A 16,402-nucleotide genomic window follows, 5' to 3' on the forward strand; every position below is an offset into this window, starting at 1 on the left:
GCAGGGCACCGGTAGGCTGGGTATTCGTGCAGACCCACGAGATCAGACGGCGGTTCCTGGACCATTTCGTAAGTGCCGGGCATACAGAGGTGTCCAGTGCATCGCTGATTCTCGACGACCCGAACCTGCTGTTCGTGAACGCGGGCATGGTGCAGTTCAAGCCGTATTTCCTCGGTCAGCAGACCCCGCCGTTCCCGCGCGCGACCAGCGTGCAGAAATGCGTGCGCACCGGTGATATCGAGGAAGTCGGCGTCACCACGCGGCACAATACGTTCTTCCAGATGGCGGGCAATTTCTCGTTCGGCGACTACTTCAAGGAAGGCGCCATCCGCTTCGCCTGGGAGCTGATCACCAACTCGCAGGAGGACGGCGGATACGGATTCGATCCGGAGCGGATCTGGGTCACCGCCTATCAGGACGATCCCGAGGCCGCCGAGATCTGGCGCCGGGTGGCCGGTATCCCGGAGGAGCGGATCCAGTTCCGCGACGGTAAGGACAACTACTGGGATATGGGGGTCCCCGGTCCCGGTGGGCCGTGTTCGGAGATCTACTACGACCGCGGCCCCGAATACGGTCGTGACGGCGGTCCCGTCGCCGACGAGGACCGGTACCTGGAGATCTGGAACCTGGTCTTCATGCAGGACATCCGTGGCGAGGACAGCCCGAAGCTGGGCTTTCCGCCGGTCGGTGTGCTGCCGAAGAAGAATATCGACACCGGGATGGGTGTCGAGCGCATCGCCCTGCTGCTCCAGGGCGTCGACAACGTCTACGAGACCGATCTGCTGCGTCCCATCATCGACAAGGCCGAGGAACTCACCGGCCGCTCCTACGGTGTCGAGCACGCCGACGATGTGCGTTTCCGGGTGATCGCCGACCACGCGCGCACCTCGGCCATGCTGATCGCCGACGGGGTCAATCCCGGTAACGACGGCCGCGGCTACGTGCTGCGCCGGTTGCTGCGGCGAATCGTGCGCTCGGCCCGGTTGCTGGGTGCCGAACAGCCGGTGATGAGCGAGTTCATGCGGGTGGTGAGCGATCTCATGGCTCCCTCCTACCCCGAGCTGGCCACCGACTACTCGCGTATAGAGACCGTCGCGGTCGGTGAGGAGACGGCCTTCCGTAAGACGCTGAGCACCGGGTCGAAGCTGTTCGACGAGACCGCCGAACAGGTCAAGGCCTCGACCGGTGGTACCGGCACCATCTCCGGTGCCGACGCCTTCACGCTGCACGACACCTACGGGTTCCCGATCGATCTCACCCTGGAGATGGCCGCGGAGGCCGGGTTGTCGGTGGACGAGGACGGGTTCCGCACGCTGATGGCCGAACAGCGCCGGCGGGCCAAGGAGGATGCGCACGCGCGCAAACACGCGCACGCCGATCTTTCCGTCTACAAGGAACTGGTCGATCGCGGCGATACCGAGTTCACCGGCTTCGACGAGCTGACCTCCGAGGCGCATGTCCTGGCGCTGATCTCCGACGGGGTCCGGGTGCCGACGGCACCGGCGGGCACCCATATCGAGGTGATCCTGGATCGCAGCCCGCTCTACGCGGAATCCGGTGGACAGATCGCCGACCGCGGCACCATCACCGCGGCGGGCACCAAACTCGTCGTCAACGATGTACAGAAGATCGCGAAGAAGCTGTGGGTGCACCGCTGCACCGTCGAGCAGGGGCAGATCACCGAGGGTGATGTGGTGCTGGCCCAGGTCGATCCGGCCTGGCGGCGCGGCGCCACGCAGGGGCATTCCGGTACCCATATGGTGCACGCGGCGCTGCGGCAGGTGTTGGGCCCGAACGCGGTCCAGGCCGGTTCGCTGAACAAACCGGGCTACCTGCGTTTCGACTTCAACTGGCAGGGTCAGCTCACCGAGCAGCAGAAGGCCGATATCGAAGCGGTGTCCAACGACGGTGTGGGCGCGGACTTCCCGGTGAACACCTTCGTCACCGATCTGCCCAAGGCCAAGGAGATGGGCGCCCTGGCGCTGTTCGGGGAGAACTACGGCGACCGGGTTCGCGTGGTCGAGATGGGCGGCCCGTTCTCCATGGAGCTCTGCGGTGGCACCCATGTGGGGCACTCCTCGCAGATCGGCCCCATCACCCTGCTCGGCGAGTCGTCGGTGGGTTCGGGCGTGCGGCGGGTGGAGGCGTTCGTCGGCCTGGACTCCTACCGGCACCTGGCCAAGGAGCGGGCGCTGCTCGCCGGGGTCGCCTCGATGCTGAAGGTGCCGTCCGACGAGGTGCCGGGCCGGGTCGAGCAGTTGGTGGACCGGCTGCGGGTCGCCGAGAAGGAACTCGAGCGGACCAAGATCGCCGCTGTGCTGTCGTCGGCCGGCGCTTTCGCCGATACCGCCGAGCGGCTGGGTGAGGTGCTGCTCGTCGCTGCCGCCGCGCCCGAGGGCGTCTCGGCCGGTGATCTGCGCACTCTGGCCACCGATATCCGCGGGCGTCTCGGCACCACTCCCGCCATTGTGGTGTTGCTCGGAAATAACGAGGGCAAAGTACCCTTCGTGGTGACTGTGAACAAGCCCGCCCAGGCGCTGGGCTTCGCCGCCGGTGATCTGGTGGGTGTCTTCGGACCGCGGATCGCGGGCCGCGGTGGTGGTAAGCCGGAGATGGCCCAGGGTGCGGGCTCGGATCCGTCGGGAATCGAGGCGGGCCTGGCGGCAGTGCGCGAGCACATCGGCACATCCGCCGGCTGATGGCGGTGGGCGCGCAGGACGACCCTCCCGTCGACCGCCCCGATCCGCTCTCGGATCCGGGGCGGGGCCGTCGGCTGGGAATCGACGTGGGCAGCGTCCGGATCGGGGTCGCGGCCAGTGATCCCGACGGGATACTGGCGACACCTGTGGAAACTGTGCCGCGCGACACCGGTGTCCGCCGGGCCGGGCGGCGCCCGGCCGGGGCCGTACGTGATACCCGCCCCGGACCCGGCACCGGCGCCGATATCGCGCGAATCGTGGCAATCGCCCATGAGTACGAGGCAGTGGAGATCATCGTCGGTCTGCCGCGCACTCTGCGGGGCGAGAAAGGGAGCTCGGCGCGGATGGCAACGGAGTTCGCCGGAAGGTTGCGCGACTCGCTGCCCGAAGTGCCGATCCGGCTTTCCGACGAACGTTTGACTACGGTGTCTGCTGCACGCTCTCTGCGGGACAGCGGTGTTCGAGCGCGTGGACAGCGGCAGGTGATCGACCAGGCGGCTGCTGTGTCGATCCTGCAGAGCTGGTTGGACGAACGGAGTTCTGTGATGAGGTCGGCCGAGGACGCGGCACGTACCGCGTTGTCCGGAGACGATGAATGACGGATCGATGGGCGCAGGCGGAGGCGCGATTCCGGCAGCGCGAGGTCGAAGAGCGGCGGTACCGCCGTGACGACAAGGCCTGGGAACGATCCCGCCGGGCATCCGCCACGCCGGTCACCGACGAGCCGGACCGGTACGACGACGAGCCCGAGGACGGCTGGGATCCTTTCGAGGACGACGACACCGCCGTCATCCCCCGCTATGTCGATGACGACGAATACGACGACGATTTCGACGACGAGCCCGAGCCCGAACCCGAGCCGCGGCCCCGATCCCGCCGCCGCACCGGTACGCGGACCGCGCCGGCCCGTGGTGGCCGGGCTGCGGCCCGGAAAGCCGCTCGCAAACAGGAGGGTGGCCGGCGTCGGCTGATCTGGGCCGCCGCCGCGGTGTTGCTCGTGCTGGTCGTCGGCGCTGGAGTGTACAAGCTGGTCAACCGCTACACCCCGGCCGAGGATTTCGCCGGTCCGGCCGGCGCGCCGGTAGTGGTCCAGGTGAAGTCGGGCGATACCGCGAGCGAGGTCGCCGAGACGATGGCGGATGCGGGAATCGTCGCCAGTTCCGCCGCCTTCTACGAAGCTGCCGTGCAGAACGAGGGGATGAGTGCGCTCCAGCCCGGTTTCTACGCGATCCCGGTGCACAGTCCGGCTGCCGACGCGGTCGCCGCGCTGGTGGCGCCCGGATCGCGGGTCGGCAATGTGGTCGTCTCCGAGGGGCGGCAACTGCACGATCAACACGATGTGAACACCGGCGCACGTAAGGAGGGGATCTACACCAAGATCGCCGCCGCGAGTTGTGTGGGCGCCGAACCCGAACGCCGTTGCGTCACCTACGAACAACTGGAGCAGGCCGGGGCGACCACCGATCTGGCCGCGCTCGGCGTCCCCGAATGGGCGGTGGAATCGGTTCGCACGGTGCCCGATCGTGCCCGCCAGCTCGAGGGACTGATCGCGGCCGGCAGTTGGGATTTCGACCCGAGCGGATCCGCGCTGGACATCCTGCACCAGCTGGTCAGCGAGAGTGCCCGCAGCTACGAGGCCACCGGCCTGCTGGAATCGGGGCGGGTCAACGGGCTCAGTCCGTACGAAACGCTGATCGGCGCCTCCCTGGTGGAACGTGAAGCGCTGCCCCAGGATATGAGCAAGGTCGCCCGGGTGATCGTGAACCGGCTGGGGATCGATCAGCCGCTGCAATTCGACTCCACGGTCAACTACGCCCTCGACAAGACCGAGGTCGCGACCACCGATGCCGATCGCAACCAGACCACAGCATGGAACACCTACGCGATGCCCGGGCTGCCCGCGACTCCGATCTCCTCGCCGTCGATCGCGGCCCTGGAGGCGATGGAGGAACCCGCGCCCGGTACCTGGCTGTACTTCGTGACGGTCGACAAACAGGGCACAACCCTGTTCACCGAGAGCTATTCCGAGCATTTGCAGAACATCGAATTGGCGCTGGAGAGCGGAATCCTGGACAGTGGGCGCTGATCCGGCGGGGCCGCGCCGCGCCGCCGTGCTCGGCAGCCCCATCACCCATTCGAAGTCACCGCAGCTGCATCTGGCGGCCTATCGCGCGCTCGGGTTGGACTGGAACTACGAGCGAATCGAGTGCACCGCCGCGGAACTGCCCGGACTGGTGGACGGGCTCGGCCCGGAATGGGCCGGGCTGTCGGTGACCATGCCGGGTAAGGAGGCCGCACTCGCGTACGCGCAGAGCCGTACCGAACGCGCCGTACTCGTCGGTTCGGCCAACACTCTGGTCCGCACGGCGGCCGGCTGGCATGCCGACTGCACCGATGTGGACGGGGTGCTGGGCGCGTTGCGCGGCGGTGGCGTCAGGCAATTGACCGAAGCAGTGGTGCTCGGTGCGGGCGGCACCGCGCGACCCGCCCTGCTGGCCCTGACCGAACTCGGTGCGCAGGCGGTCACAATCGTCGCCCGTGATGCGGGCCGGGCGGCGAATGCGCGGGAACTCGCCGAGCAGCTCGGTGTGCGGGCCCGGGTGATCGGATTCGACGCGCTGGAACTGTCCGCGGTCTGTGGCAGCGCGGGCGCCGTGGTCAGCACCGTCCCGTATCCGGCGGCCGCGGCGGTCGCCGCGTCGGTGGCCGCCGCGCCCGTGGTACTCGACGCGCTGTACAACCCGTGGCCCACACCACTGGCCGAAGCGGTAGCGGCCGCCGGGCACACGGTGATCGGCGGTCTGCAGATGTTGCTCGAACAGGCCTACGGTCAGGTCGAACAGTTCACCGGTCGGCCCGCGCCCCGGGAGGCGATGGCCGCTGCGCTCGCCGACTCGGGGTGAACGGGTGCCCGGATCCCGGTGAATATCTGTAACGGGTTCTAGTTCGGTGCGCGGGGAGCTATGGTGATCGGCATGACTGCGTGGTTGTTGCGGGCACTGGCGCTCGGTGGACTGGCCGTCGCGCTACGGGTACTCCTGGGGTTCGCGATGGGATACATCCCGACGTACGGAGTGTGGTTGCGGCTGCTGTGCCTGGTGGTACTGATCGGTGCGGCGGTGGCCTGGGGCCTGCGCGACGGCCGGGCCGACCGTCACGAGCATCCGAATCCCGAGCACGGTGCGGATCTGACGATCCACTGGCTGCAGACCGCGGTGGTCGCCGGTATCGGCTGCGGCCTGGTGTCCTGGCTGCTGGATTTCCTGCCCGAGTTCGATCTCGGCGACGGCGGGCTGCTGTTCGAGGCCACGGCCGCGTCGGCGTTCATCGTGCTGCTGATATTCGTTCCCGGGCTCATCGGGGTGGCTGTCGGCCGGTGGCTGGGCACCCGCGACAACGAGCGTGTCGCCGGTGGTGTTCCGCCCGCCCTGGGTTCACCGGCCTGACTGCCCGCCGTATCCGGCAGGTGGCCGGAATCGAAGTAGAACGGCCGGAAACCCTGCCGCACAACAGTTTCGAGGGCCACGATCCCGGCGATCGCGGCCCTCGAACTGTCACATCACGACGGGTCCTGCCGTTTCACAGCAGGATCGCGCCGCTTCCGCTCGATCCGGCGCCCGCGACCGCCGAGTACGCGGCGGCCAGCAGGGCCGGGTCGGGGCCCTCCAACCGGCCCGGTTTGCCGAGTCCGTCGAGCACGACGAAACGCAGTACACCCGACCGGGTCTTCTTATCGGTCTGCATACTCTCCAGCAACTGCGGCAGCGCGTCGGGATCGTAGGTGGTGGGCAGGCCGACGCTTTCCAGAATGCTGCGATGCCGGTCGGCGGTGGCATCGTCGAGCCGGCCGGCCAGCCGGCCCAGTTCGGCCGCGAAGACCAGACCCACCGATACCGCCGCGCCGTGCCGCCAGCGGTAGCGCTCCCGGCGTTCGATCGCATGGCCCAGCGTATGGCCGTAGTTGAGGATCTCGCGCAGCGCGGACTCCTTGAGATCGGCCGCGACCACCTCCGCCTTGACCGCCACCGCCCGGCGGATCAGCTCCGGCAACACCTCGCCGGTCGGATCCAGGGCGGCCTGCGGGTCGCGTTCGACGAGGTCGAGGATCGCCGGGTCGGCGATGAAACCGGCCTTGATGATCTCCGCCATCCCCGCGACGATCTCGTTGCGCGGCACGGTCTCCAGGGTCACCAGATCGACCAGTACGGCGGTGGGTTCGTGGAAACAGCCGACGAGGTTCTTACCGGCCTCGGTGTTGATCCCGGTCTTACCGCCGACCGCGGCATCCACCATGGCCAACAATGTGGTGGGGACGTGCACGATCTTCACGCCGCGCATCCAGGTCGCGGCGACGAAACCGGCGAGGTCGGTGGCCGCCCCACCACCGAGGCTGACCACTACGTCGTTGCGGGTCAGCCCGATCCGGCCGAGCACCTCCCAGCAGAAACCGGCGACCGCCAGCTCCTTGCCCGCTTCGGCATCCGGGATCTCGATACGGTGCGCGTCGAGGCCCGCCTCGGCCAGCGCGGTGCGTACGACCTCGGCGGTCTCGACCAGCGAAGGCTGATGGAACAGGGCGACGGTCCGTACCCCGCCCGAACCGGTGACCACCTCGACCAGGTCTCCGAGCAAACCGCGGCCGATGATCACCGGATAGGGCTGGGCGGTGCGGACCTCGATACGCGTCGGTTCTGTCACGTGTGCTGCTCCGATCCTGTTTGTGGCTGCTCGGCCTGGTCTCGTTGCTGTCGGCGGGCCCGGGCCCGCCTGGCGCGCGCCCGCCGGGACCGGCCGGGGGTACGCAGGCCGTTCTCGGTGGACTGGGCGGCGGGGGGCTGGGTACCGCAGTCCCCTGTTCCGGTGGGGTTCGGTTCGCCGGCGCCCTCACCTCCGGGTGTGCCGGTGGGCGTCGCGCGTTGTGCCGCGGCCCGGCGGGCGCGGGCCCGGGCCCGCCGTCGGGCCCGGGATCTGCTGGTGCGTTGACCGGTCGTGCCCTGGGGGCCCTCGGCGTCCGGGGTATCGGTGGTGGTCCGGACCGATTCGAGCGACAGTTTGCCGAGAATCGAGCGGACCACGCGGCCGGGGCTGCGACCGTCGGTACGCACGCGCACCGAGGTCACTTCACGGTAGAGGGGCCGCCGGGTGCGCATGAGTTCGCGGTATTTGGCGCCCGGGTCGGCACCGCCCAGCAGCGGCCGGTTGGTGCTCGCCCCCGTACGGCGCAAGCCCTCGGCGATGCTGATCTCCAGATACACCACGGTCTGGTCGCGCAGCCGGGCGCGCGTACGTTCGGAGAGCACGGCGCCGCCACCGAGGGAGACGACACCATCGCGGGTATCGAGTGCCGCTCCGACCACATCTTCCTCGATCCGGCGGAATTCGGCTTCCCCGTCGGTGGCGAAGATCTCCGGGATACTGCGACCGGCGGCCTCCTCGATACCGGCATCGGTGTCGTAGAGCTCGACGCCCAGTTCCCGGGCGAGCTTGCGGCCGATCGTGGTTTTACCCGCCCCCGGCGGGCCGATCAGCACCACCAGTGGGCCGTGCGGATCGGTCTGGTCGGTCATTACGCCGGGTCGGCGACGGTATCGCCCGGGTTCAGATGCGGCCGCCCGCTGATCCGTTTCACGTAGCCGTCGAGATTGCCCACGGTCTCGCCGAGCGAATCGCCGCCGAACTTCTCCAGCGCGGCCTGTGCCACGACCAGTGCGACCATCGATTCGGCGACTACCCCGGCGGCCGGGACGGCGCACACATCGGAGCGCTGGTGGATCGCGACGGCTTCCTCGCCGGTGGACATATCGACCGTGGCCAGGGCACGCGGAACGGTGGAGATGGGTTTCATCGCCGCCCGCACCCGGAGCGCCTCCCCGTTGGTCATCCCGCCTTCGAGACCGCCGGCGCGGTTGGTGGACCGCAGCACACCGTCGCTGCCGGGGCGCATCTCGTCGTGGGCCTGGCTGCCGCGCCGCCGCGCGGTCTCGAAGCCGTCGCCGACCTCGACGCCCTTGATGGCCTGGATCCCCATGAGTGCCGCCGCGAGCCGGGAATCCAGCCGGTTCTCTCCGCTGGTGAACGAGCCCAGCCCGATCGGGAGACCGGTGACGACCACCTCGACCACACCGCCCAGAGTGTCGCCGTCCTTCTTCGCCGCCTCGATCTCGGCGATCATGGCCGCCTCCGCGTCGGCGTCGAACGCCCGGACCGGGCTGTTGTCGATCGCCGCCAGATCGCCCCCGCCGGGCACCACTCCGGTGGTGTTCGCGGCCGTACCGATGGACACCACGTGGGAGACGACCTCCACTCCGAGTGCCTGGCGCAGGAAGGCGCGCGCCACGGTGCCGGCCGCTACCCGGGCCGCGGTCTCGCGGGCGCTGGCACGCTCGAGCACCGGGCGGGCATCGTCGAAACCGTATTTGAGCATGCCCGAGTAGTCGGCGTGACCGGGACGGGGGCGGGTGAGCGGGGCATTGCGGGCCAGATCGGCCAGTTCGTTCTCGTCCACCGGATCGGCGGACATCACGGTGGTCCACTTGGGCCATTCGGAATTCGCGATCTCGATGGCGACGGGTCCACCCATGGTGCGGCCGTGGCGGACACCGCCGACCACGGTGACCTTGTCGGCCTCGAACTTCATCCGGGCGCCGCGACCGTAGCCCAGCCGTCGGCGCGCCAGCTGTGCGGAGATCTCCTCCGAGGTCACCTCGACACCGGCGACCATCCCCTCGAGGATGGCGACGAGAGCGGGTCCGTGGGATTCTCCAGCAGTTATCCAGCGCAGCACGCCGACTATCTTCCCATGTCGGCGCGACGGCCGGGGGAGGCGGTCGGCGGTGCTCATCGGCCCGGGACGCGCCCTGCTCCCGGGATTGCCACGGGGTCACCACGGCATGAGCCCCAGAAGTGTCGCGGCACACATCGACGGACCGTGTGCGATCGCCGGCTGGGGATGTTCCCGAGCGGGTGCTCGGGGGCCGGCCGTATACCGGGCGTGGCCGTATATCCGGCGGCCGGCGCCGTGCCCGAGGAGTGTGCCCGCCCCGGCGGCAGCCGTCAGCACCGGTGCCACGAGCGCCGAACACGCCCAGGCCTGACCGCCACCCAGGCCGGCGGCCGCACCCAACCCGACCGCCAGCTTCACATCGCCGGCGCCCAATGCCGCCGGGCGTATCAGGTGGATCAGGAGATACGGCGCCGTGAGCAGCGCCGCGCCCCGGCCGGCGGCGAGGAAGTTCTCGGCCAGTGCGGCGTACCCGAGGACGGTGACGGCTCCGGAAACTGTCAGCGAGTCGGGTAGCCGCCGGGAACGGATATCGCTGATACTCAGCGCCGCGCACCAGGCGGCGAGGGCGAGGTAACCGATGATCGTCACGTCTCCACGATCGCGAGTGGCCGGTCGGTGCGGGGGCGTAGCAGGCGATATGTGGACAACCCGGCGTACCGCGCCGAATGTGAATACCTGCTGCTCCGGATCTCCGGCGGTGCCCGCCGGTCGGACAGTCCGTGTGCCGGGGCCGGGTCGGCGGTACTTTTGTCCCATGTCTGCTGATGCCGGCCGTGGCCCGCTGGTCCGGCCCGATTTCGCTGCCCGGCGCGGTGCGCTGCGCAATCTGCTGGTGGAGAACGAGATCGACGGCCTACTGGTCACCGATCTGGTAAATATCCGCTATCTCACCGGATTCACCGGCTCCAACGCCGCGTTGCTGGTGCATTCGTGGGATACCGCCGGCGCCGAGGACCGCACCGTGATCGCGACCGACGGCCGCTACGACACCCAGGTCGCCGAGCAGGTGCCCGATCTGCGGGCCGAGATCGCGCGGGCGGTCGCCCGCCGGGTGGTGGAACTGGCCGGGGAGTGGCAGTTCGGCAGGCTGGGTTACGAGAGCCATATCGTCACCGTCGACCAGCACCGGGCGCTGCTCGAACTCGGCTCGGGCCTGGAGTTCGTGGCCACACCGGGGCTGGTCGAGCAGTTGCGCATGGTCAAGGACGAGTACGAGGTCGATCGGTTGCGCAGTGCGTGCGCGGTCGGGGACGGGGCGCTGGCCGCGCTGCTGGAGACCGGAGCGCTGCGGCCGGGCCGCACCGAGCGCGAAGTGGCACGGGATCTGGAATGGGCCATGTTCGAGCGCGGCGCCGCCGGGGTCGCGTTCGAGACCATCGTCGCCGCCGGAGCGAATTCGGCCGTTCCGCATCATCGGCCCACCGAGGCCCTGCTGGCCGCCGGTGATTTCGTCAAGATCGACTTCGGTGCCGTGGTGGACGGCTACCACTCGGATATGACCCGGACCTTCGTTCTGGGTGCGCCCGCCCAGTGGCAGCGTGAGGTGTACGACCTGGTGTACGCCGCGCAGCGGGCCGGTCGTGAAGCATTGCGGCCCGGGGTGCCCTGTGCCGATGTGGACGCCGCCGCCCGCGAGGTCATCGCCGCCGCCGGTCACGGCCCGCTGTTCGTGCACGGTCTGGGGCACGGGGTGGGGCTGCGCATCCACGAAGCGCCCGGAATCGCCAAAACGGGCACGGGTACACTCCTGTCTGGCGTGGCGGTGACCGTCGAACCAGGTGTGTACTTTCCCGGCCGCGGCGGGGTCCGGATCGAGGACACGCTCGTGGTGCGCGAAGGGGGCCCGGAACTGCTCACCAACACCAGCAAAGACCTGATCGTCGTCGGATGACGACGGTCGCCCGAGAACCGAGGAGACCCGAACACCGTGGCGGACACCAGCGACTTCAAGAACGGCCTCGTGCTGAAGATCGACGGTAATCTCCAGCAGATCGTCGAGTTCCAGCACGTGAAGCCGGGTAAGGGTCCCGCGTTCGTGCGGACGAAGCTGAAGAACGTGCTGTCGGGCAAGATCGTCGACAAGACCTTCAACGCCGGCGTGAAGGTGGAGACCGCGACCGTCGACCGCCGGGATATGACCTACCTCTACCACGACGGATCCGATTACGTCTTCATGGACGGCGAGACCTTCGACCAGATCGCCATCGCCGAGAGCGTCATCGGGGAGCAGGCCCGGTTCCTGCTGGAGAACATGACGGTGCAGGTCGCCACCCACGAGGGTGCGCCGCTGTATGTGGAACTGCCGGTCACCGCCGAGCTCGTGGTCACCCACACCGATATCGGCCTGCAGGGCGACCGCTCCACCGGCGGCACCAAGCCCGCCACCGTCGAGACAGGTGCCGAGGTCCAGGTCCCGCTGTTCATCAACACCGGCGACAAACTCCGCATCGATACTCGCGACGGCGGCTACCTGGGCCGCGTCAACTCCTGACGTGGCGGACCAGCCCGCGGACAAGAAATCCGCCTACAAGAAGCTCGGCGCTCGCCACAAGGCGCGCCGCCGGGCGGTGGACCTGCTCTTCGAAGCCGAGGCCCGCGATATCGATCCCGCCGATCTGGCCGACGAGCGGATCGAGCTCGCCGCCCGCGACCAGGCCGTGGCCCCGGTGCACGCCTATACCCGCACCTTGGTGGACGGGATCGCCGAGGAACTCGACCGGGTCGACGGAACCATCGAGTCCTATCTGCAGGATTGGACCCTGCCCCGGCTGCCCGCGGTGGATCGCGCCATTCTGCGGGTCGCAGTATGGGAGCTGTTGTACGCCGCCGATGTCCCGCCGATCGTCGCGGTGGACGAGGCGGTGGAGCTGGCCAAGGAACTGTCCACCGACGATTCCCCGGGATTCGTGAACGGGGTGCTCGGGCAGGTCGTCCAGGTGGCTCCGCAGATCCGCGCGGCCGCGGCGGCCGCCGGCCGGTCGGCCGATCCGGAACCGGAGGCCTGAGGTGCGCAAGTATCTGGTGCTGGCCGTCCGCACCCCGGCCTACGACCCGGCCGTCGCCGAACCGCATCGCCGCTTTCTCGCCGACTTGCGCGCGCGGGACATGCTGCAGGAATCCGGTCCGTTCACCGACGGTAGCGGTGGTGCCTATCTGGTGCTGGCCGATTCGCTGGCGACCGCCGAGGCGGTGGTGTACAGCGATCCGCTGCACACGACCGGTTCCTCGGCGATCACGATCCACGAGTGGGAGATCACCGGCTGAGCCGGTCTCGTATCTCCGGGTCGGCGGCTGTCCGCATTCGGCGAATGAGAGGACGATAGGCTATCTATCGCAATGTCCCCTGATATCGAGGAGCGCGGACGATGACCGAAAACGCGGGCGTCGCCCTGCCTGCCGGCGGGTGCACCGCCGCGGAAGCCTGGGAGATCTTCGACCGGTTACCGGCCGCGCGGGTGGACGAGGTGACCACCGGGCGCTGGCGTGGTGAGGAACTGCCCACCGGCCATCCGATGGACGGTTCGCTCTCCGAATCCGGCTGGTACGGCAAACAGTTCGACGCACCGGATCAGGTGCATCCGCTGCTGTTCACCGATGAACACGGCACGGTTTTCGCCGTGGATCCCCGCCGGGTCCCGCTGTCGCTGGCCGGCCGGATTCCGGCGCGCTGGCTGCGACCGGTCCGCAGTAATCTGCGCGCCCTCGCCCCGCTGCTGCGCACCCGAAAGGCGACGGCACGGCTGCGCGATATCGAATACCGGGGCGTGGTGAGCGCTGCCATGGTCTACGACCATCTGCCGATCATCGATCATTTCCGTCGCCTCGACGACGACACCCTGCTCGGCGTCATGGATATGCGCGGGCTGGCCGAGCCGTATTTCTTCGTGCTGAAGCGCTGATCACCCCGCGGTGCCGTCCGGTCGCAGGATTATCCGGCCGAGTGGCCGCCGGGATTCCACCAGCCGATGCGCCTCGGCGGCCCGGTCGAGTGGCAGGATCGTCTCCACCGGCGGCGCCAGTGTCGGCACCCGGTCGAGGATCGCGCCCTGGGCCCGGCCGACCCGTTCGTGCCAGGCGGGGCCGGAGCATCCGGTCAGCGTGAGTCCGCGGGGGAGCAGGTCGGCCGCGGTGACCCGGGCCGGTTCGCCGGAGAGCCAGCCGTAGCTGAGCATCCGGCCCGATCCCGGGGTCAGCGTGTCGAGCAGTGCGAGCGCCGAGGTTCCGCCGAGTGAATCGAAGACGATATCGATCGCCGGGCCGGTGCGCAGTTCGCCGGGCCATTGTTCGCTGCGGTGGTCGAGCACCTCGTCGGCACCCAGTTCTTTTGCGTGCCGGGCCTTGTCGGGGCCGCCCGCGGTGGCGATCACCCGGGCCGCCCCGAATTCCCGGGCCAGCTGGACCAGGTAGCTGCCGACTCCGGTGGCACCGGCTTCGACCAGGACCGTTTCGGTACCGGTCAGCGCGGCGGTTTCCAACAGGGCCAGCGCCACCGATCCGCTCATCATCACCGCCGCCGCGTCCGCGGTGGAGACGTCCGCCGGTATGAGTGTCGTCGAATCGGCCTTCGCGCAGACCAGATCGGCATACGAACCGGTGCCCCCGGTGGCGCCGACGACCCGGCGGCCGACGTAGGCCGGGTCGACATCGGTGCCCACGGCGATCACCACACCGGCGGCTTGGAAGCCGAAGATCACCGGTGGCTGTGCCGCCAGGGGGAAAGCGCCGGAGCGCAGCTGGGTTTCGGGGTATAGGACGGGCACCGCCTCGGCGCTGATCAGTACTTCGTCCGGCCCCGGGCTGGGTGCGGGGGTCTCCCGGGGTACCAGTACCTCGGGTCCGCCGGTGCCCGTTATTACGATTGCCTGCATCGGTACTCCATAAGTTGACTGTTGGTCCATTTGCTTGTTCAAGATATGGACCGGCGGTCAAGTTGTCAACGAAAGTGGTGTGATGGTTCCGAAAGAACGTGCGGACGCCGCCCGCAACCGGCGCGCCATTCTGGACGCGACCGCCGCACTGCTCGCCGAACACGGTGCCGGGGCCGTCACCATGGACCGGGTCGCGGCGGCGGCCGGAGTGGGTAAGGGGACGATCTTCCACCGCTTCGGCAACCGTGCCGGTCTGCTGCACGAAATGGTGGCCGAGAGCGCGGTCACGCTGATGGCGGAGGTGACCGACGGCCCGCCGCCGCTCGGTCCCGGTGCGCCCGCCGGTGACCGGCTGATCGCCTTCTTCGGTGCGATGACCGTGCTGGTGATCGACAATCTGGCGCTGATGGAGGTCTACCGATCGGTCCCGCCGCATCCGCGCACTGAGGAGTTCCACCTCTTCTGGCGTGACCACATCACCGCACTGCTGCGGGAAGCGCGCCCCGATCTGGACGCGGAGGCTGTCGGCCGGCTGCTGCTGGACGGCCTGGCCGGTCAGACCGTGCCGGATATGGTCCGCGCGGGGGAGACCGAACGGCTGCTGGCGGCCGTCGAACAGCAGGTGCGTTCGGTGCTGCGCGCGCCGTAGTCGACTTCAGCGCACATTGCGCGGCCGGAACTGGATGCTGATACGCGGTCCCGTCGCCCGGCGGGTTTTCGGAACCGCGTGCTCCCAGGTGCGCTGGCACGACCCGCCCATGACCAACAGATCCCCGTGACCCGGATGGAAGCGCAGGCTCGGCCCGCCCGTCCGGGGCCGCAGCAGCAGCGGGCGGGGTGCGCCCAGGGTGAGGATGGCGACCATGGTGTCGCGAACGGCTCCGTCGCCGATGGTGTCGCCGTGCCAGGCCACGCTGTCGCGGCCGTCGCGGTAGTAGCAGAAGCCGGCGGTGCGGAACGGTTCGCCCAGTTCCGGGCCGTAGTACTCACTGAGGGCTGCGCGTGCCTCGGCGAGGGTGGGGTCGGGGAGTGGATCGGCTTCACCGTAGAAGCAGAGCAGTCGCGGCACATCGACGATCCGGTCGTACATCGGCCGCCGTTCGGCCTGCCACGGCACGGTTGCGGCCAGCCGGTCGAAGAGATCGTCGGCGCCGCGCAGCCAGCCCGGACGCAGGTCGACCCAGGCACCGTATTCGAGGTGCGTGCGGCCGATGCCGGTCAGCGGGGCGAGTTCCGCTTCACCGAATCCGTCGAACAGCGATCCCTGCAGTTCCATGGCGTCAGCCTACCCGTATTCGAACGTATGTTCCCATCGGGTGTCGATGGTCGCGGTGGCGGCCGCTCAGGAGAAGAGTTCGGCTCTGCCGTAGACGAGCGCGTAGCCGATCAGTGCGAGACCCAGCACGGCGAAGAGGGTTCGCACGGTGACAGGACCGAAGCGGGCCAGACCGTGTACCACGCGCCGGTAGATCCGCTGTGCCCGCGCTGTACGCCGCAGCGCGAGCGCCAGCACCAGCAGCGGCGGAAGCAGCGCCAGCGCACAGTAGGCGATCACGATGATCGGCCAGCCCGCCGGGGGTGGCCGATATGAGGACAGCATGGCCAACGCGGTCAGGTAGGGGACGGCGGTCGGAGCTTGGGCGAAACCGATCGCCATTCCGGCCAGTGCGAGCATCGCCGGCCGCCGACGCAGCGTGATCGTCCACTCCGGTGGAGTGGCCGTGCCCGTCGTGCGCACGCAGGCCAGGCCGAGGAGTATCACGCCCGCCGCGAGTTCGCCCCAGAAGCGCAGGGCGGGGGTCAGCCGGAAGTCCAGTAGATCGGTCAGCCGGTTCAGCCCCAGCACCGTGGCCAGGCCGAAGGACGCAGTGAGGAAGAAGACCCCGCCGAGGAAGGCCAGCCCGCCCGGTAGCGGGGATACTCGCGCGAGCCGGCTGTCGATGATGACCGCGGTCGTGACTCCTATCAGCAGGACGTCCAGCGAGTCGAGGAAAGCCAGCCCTGTCATCGCCAGCAGCAGAGTCATCATGTCCCGACCGAACATACGGCAC

17 protein-coding genes and 1 pseudogene are annotated in these 16,402 nt (G+C 68.9%); 11 read left to right on the plus strand and 7 right to left on the minus strand.

All coding sequences use genetic code 11. The features are described 5' to 3' along the window. Positions 1 to 26: 26 nt before the first annotated feature. The 5 genes from alaS (at position 27) to ACWCPQ_RS15550 (ending at position 6,145) form a co-directional block, all read left to right on the plus strand. Positions 27 to 2,699 carry an alanine--tRNA ligase gene (gene alaS / locus ACWCPQ_RS15530; protein ID WP_449899003.1) on the plus strand — a complete coding sequence of 891 codons (2,673 nt, stop codon included), beginning with the start codon at positions 27 to 29 and terminating at the stop codon, positions 2,697 to 2,699. Beyond that, complete coding sequence (ruvX, locus tag ACWCPQ_RS15535) at positions 2,699 to 3,298, plus strand: Holliday junction resolvase RuvX (RefSeq protein ID WP_449899006.1); 600 nt, start codon at positions 2,699 to 2,701, stop codon at positions 3,296 to 3,298. Before alaS ends, ruvX begins: the two co-directional genes overlap by 1 nt. Then, complete coding sequence (locus ACWCPQ_RS15540; protein ID WP_449899008.1) at positions 3,295 to 4,785, plus strand: endolytic transglycosylase MltG; 1,491 nt, start codon at positions 3,295 to 3,297, stop codon at positions 4,783 to 4,785. Before ruvX ends, ACWCPQ_RS15540 begins: the two co-directional genes overlap by 4 nt. After that, positions 4,775 to 5,602: a shikimate dehydrogenase gene (locus ACWCPQ_RS15545; RefSeq protein ID WP_449899009.1), complete on the plus strand. Its 828-nt coding sequence runs from the start codon at positions 4,775 to 4,777 to the stop codon at positions 5,600 to 5,602. Before ACWCPQ_RS15540 ends, ACWCPQ_RS15545 begins: the two co-directional genes overlap by 11 nt. Positions 5,603 to 5,674: 72 nt before the next feature. Beyond that, entirely contained in the window at positions 5,675 to 6,145 is a 471-nt protein-coding gene (locus tag ACWCPQ_RS15550) for a B-4DMT family transporter (RefSeq protein WP_449899012.1), read from the plus strand. A gap of 133 nt (positions 6,146 to 6,278) precedes the next feature. Here ACWCPQ_RS15550 and aroB read toward each other — a convergent pair whose 3' ends face one another. The 4 genes and pseudogenes from aroB to ACWCPQ_RS15570 all read right to left on the minus strand — a co-directional run bounded on the left by aroB (position 6,279) and on the right by ACWCPQ_RS15570 (position 10,071). Then, on the minus strand, positions 6,279 to 7,397 hold the full coding sequence (gene aroB / locus ACWCPQ_RS15555) for a 3-dehydroquinate synthase (protein WP_449899014.1): 1,119 nt from the start codon (positions 7,395 to 7,397) through the stop codon (positions 6,279 to 6,281). A 185-nt stretch (positions 7,398 to 7,582) separates the two neighbouring features. Beyond that, positions 7,583 to 8,266 (minus strand): annotated as a pseudogene (locus tag ACWCPQ_RS15560) (shikimate kinase); the annotation flags it as partial. Further along, complete coding sequence (gene aroC / locus ACWCPQ_RS15565) at positions 8,266 to 9,483, minus strand: chorismate synthase (RefSeq protein ID WP_449899016.1); 1,218 nt, start codon at positions 9,481 to 9,483, stop codon at positions 8,266 to 8,268. The gene aroC and the pseudogene ACWCPQ_RS15560, both read right to left, overlap by 1 nt. Before the next feature lie 96 nt (positions 9,484 to 9,579). Then, positions 9,580 to 10,071 (minus strand): A24 family peptidase, encoded by a 492-nt coding sequence (locus tag ACWCPQ_RS15570; RefSeq protein ID WP_449899019.1) that lies wholly within the window; start codon positions 10,069 to 10,071, stop codon positions 9,580 to 9,582. Positions 10,072 to 10,237: 166 nt separating this feature from the next. Here ACWCPQ_RS15570 and ACWCPQ_RS15575 point away from each other — a divergent pair, with 166 nt between their 5' ends. The 5 genes from ACWCPQ_RS15575 to ACWCPQ_RS15595 all read left to right on the plus strand — a co-directional run bounded on the left by ACWCPQ_RS15575 (position 10,238) and on the right by ACWCPQ_RS15595 (position 13,382). After that, positions 10,238 to 11,374: a M24 family metallopeptidase gene (locus ACWCPQ_RS15575; protein WP_449899022.1), complete on the plus strand. Its 1,137-nt coding sequence runs from the start codon at positions 10,238 to 10,240 to the stop codon at positions 11,372 to 11,374. 36 nt (positions 11,375 to 11,410) lie between these two features. After that, positions 11,411 to 11,974 (plus strand): elongation factor P, encoded by a 564-nt coding sequence (efp, locus tag ACWCPQ_RS15580; protein ID WP_449899024.1) that lies wholly within the window; start codon positions 11,411 to 11,413, stop codon positions 11,972 to 11,974. 1 nt (position 11,975) lies between these two features. After that, positions 11,976 to 12,488, plus strand: a complete 513-nt coding sequence (gene nusB, locus ACWCPQ_RS15585; protein ID WP_449899027.1) for a transcription antitermination factor NusB — start codon at positions 11,976 to 11,978, stop codon at positions 12,486 to 12,488. Between the two features lies 1 nt (position 12,489). After that, on the plus strand, positions 12,490 to 12,747 hold the full coding sequence (locus ACWCPQ_RS15590; RefSeq protein WP_449899029.1) for a YciI family protein: 258 nt from the start codon (positions 12,490 to 12,492) through the stop codon (positions 12,745 to 12,747). A 101-nt stretch (positions 12,748 to 12,848) separates the two neighbouring features. Continuing rightward, on the plus strand, positions 12,849 to 13,382 hold the full coding sequence (locus ACWCPQ_RS15595) for a DUF4334 domain-containing protein (RefSeq protein WP_449899032.1): 534 nt from the start codon (positions 12,849 to 12,851) through the stop codon (positions 13,380 to 13,382). Here the strand turns inward: ACWCPQ_RS15595 and ACWCPQ_RS15600 are convergent, their stop codons facing one another. Next, entirely contained in the window at positions 13,383 to 14,351 is a 969-nt protein-coding gene (locus tag ACWCPQ_RS15600; RefSeq protein ID WP_449899034.1) for a quinone oxidoreductase family protein, read from the minus strand. It abuts the gene before it with no gap. A gap of 82 nt (positions 14,352 to 14,433) precedes the next feature. Here ACWCPQ_RS15600 and ACWCPQ_RS15605 point away from each other — a divergent pair, with 82 nt between their 5' ends. Then, positions 14,434 to 15,000, plus strand: coding sequence for a helix-turn-helix domain-containing protein (locus ACWCPQ_RS15605; protein WP_449899037.1), 567 nt, complete (start codon positions 14,434 to 14,436; stop codon positions 14,998 to 15,000). A gap of 6 nt (positions 15,001 to 15,006) precedes the next feature. Here the strand turns inward: ACWCPQ_RS15605 and ACWCPQ_RS15610 are convergent, their stop codons facing one another. Continuing rightward, positions 15,007 to 15,627 carry an alpha-ketoglutarate-dependent dioxygenase AlkB gene (locus ACWCPQ_RS15610; RefSeq protein WP_449899039.1) on the minus strand — a complete coding sequence of 207 codons (621 nt, stop codon included), beginning with the start codon at positions 15,625 to 15,627 and terminating at the stop codon, positions 15,007 to 15,009. Between the two features lie 66 nt (positions 15,628 to 15,693). After that, positions 15,694 to 16,380 carry a GAP family protein gene (locus ACWCPQ_RS15615; RefSeq protein ID WP_449899042.1) on the minus strand — a complete coding sequence of 229 codons (687 nt, stop codon included), beginning with the start codon at positions 16,378 to 16,380 and terminating at the stop codon, positions 15,694 to 15,696. Positions 16,381 to 16,402 lie beyond the last annotated feature (22 nt).

The sequence above is a fragment of the Nocardia sp. NPDC001965 genome (genome assembly GCF_053594175.1).

Excerpts from the sequence above, each read along its gene's own strand:
- ACWCPQ_RS15550 (WP_449899012.1), top strand. The coding sequence starts at position 5,675 with ATGACTGCGTGGTTGTTGCGGGCACTGGCGCTCGGTGGACTGGCCGTC.
- ACWCPQ_RS15615 (WP_449899042.1), bottom strand. The coding sequence starts at position 16,380 with ATGATGACTCTGCTGCTGGCGATGACAGGGCTGGCTTTCCTCGACTCG.
- ACWCPQ_RS15605 (WP_449899037.1), top strand. The coding sequence starts at position 14,434 with ATGGTTCCGAAAGAACGTGCGGACGCCGCCCGCAACCGGCGCGCCATT.
- ACWCPQ_RS15595 (WP_449899032.1), top strand. The coding sequence starts at position 12,849 with ATGACCGAAAACGCGGGCGTCGCCCTGCCTGCCGGCGGGTGCACCGCC.
- ruvX (WP_449899006.1), top strand. The coding sequence starts at position 2,699 with ATGGCGGTGGGCGCGCAGGACGACCCTCCCGTCGACCGCCCCGATCCG.
- ACWCPQ_RS15540 (WP_449899008.1), top strand. The coding sequence starts at position 3,295 with ATGACGGATCGATGGGCGCAGGCGGAGGCGCGATTCCGGCAGCGCGAG.
- ACWCPQ_RS15610 (WP_449899039.1), bottom strand. The coding sequence starts at position 15,627 with ATGGAACTGCAGGGATCGCTGTTCGACGGATTCGGTGAAGCGGAACTC.
- ACWCPQ_RS15575 (WP_449899022.1), top strand. The coding sequence starts at position 10,238 with ATGTCTGCTGATGCCGGCCGTGGCCCGCTGGTCCGGCCCGATTTCGCT.
- ACWCPQ_RS15600 (WP_449899034.1), bottom strand. The coding sequence starts at position 14,351 with ATGCAGGCAATCGTAATAACGGGCACCGGCGGACCCGAGGTACTGGTA.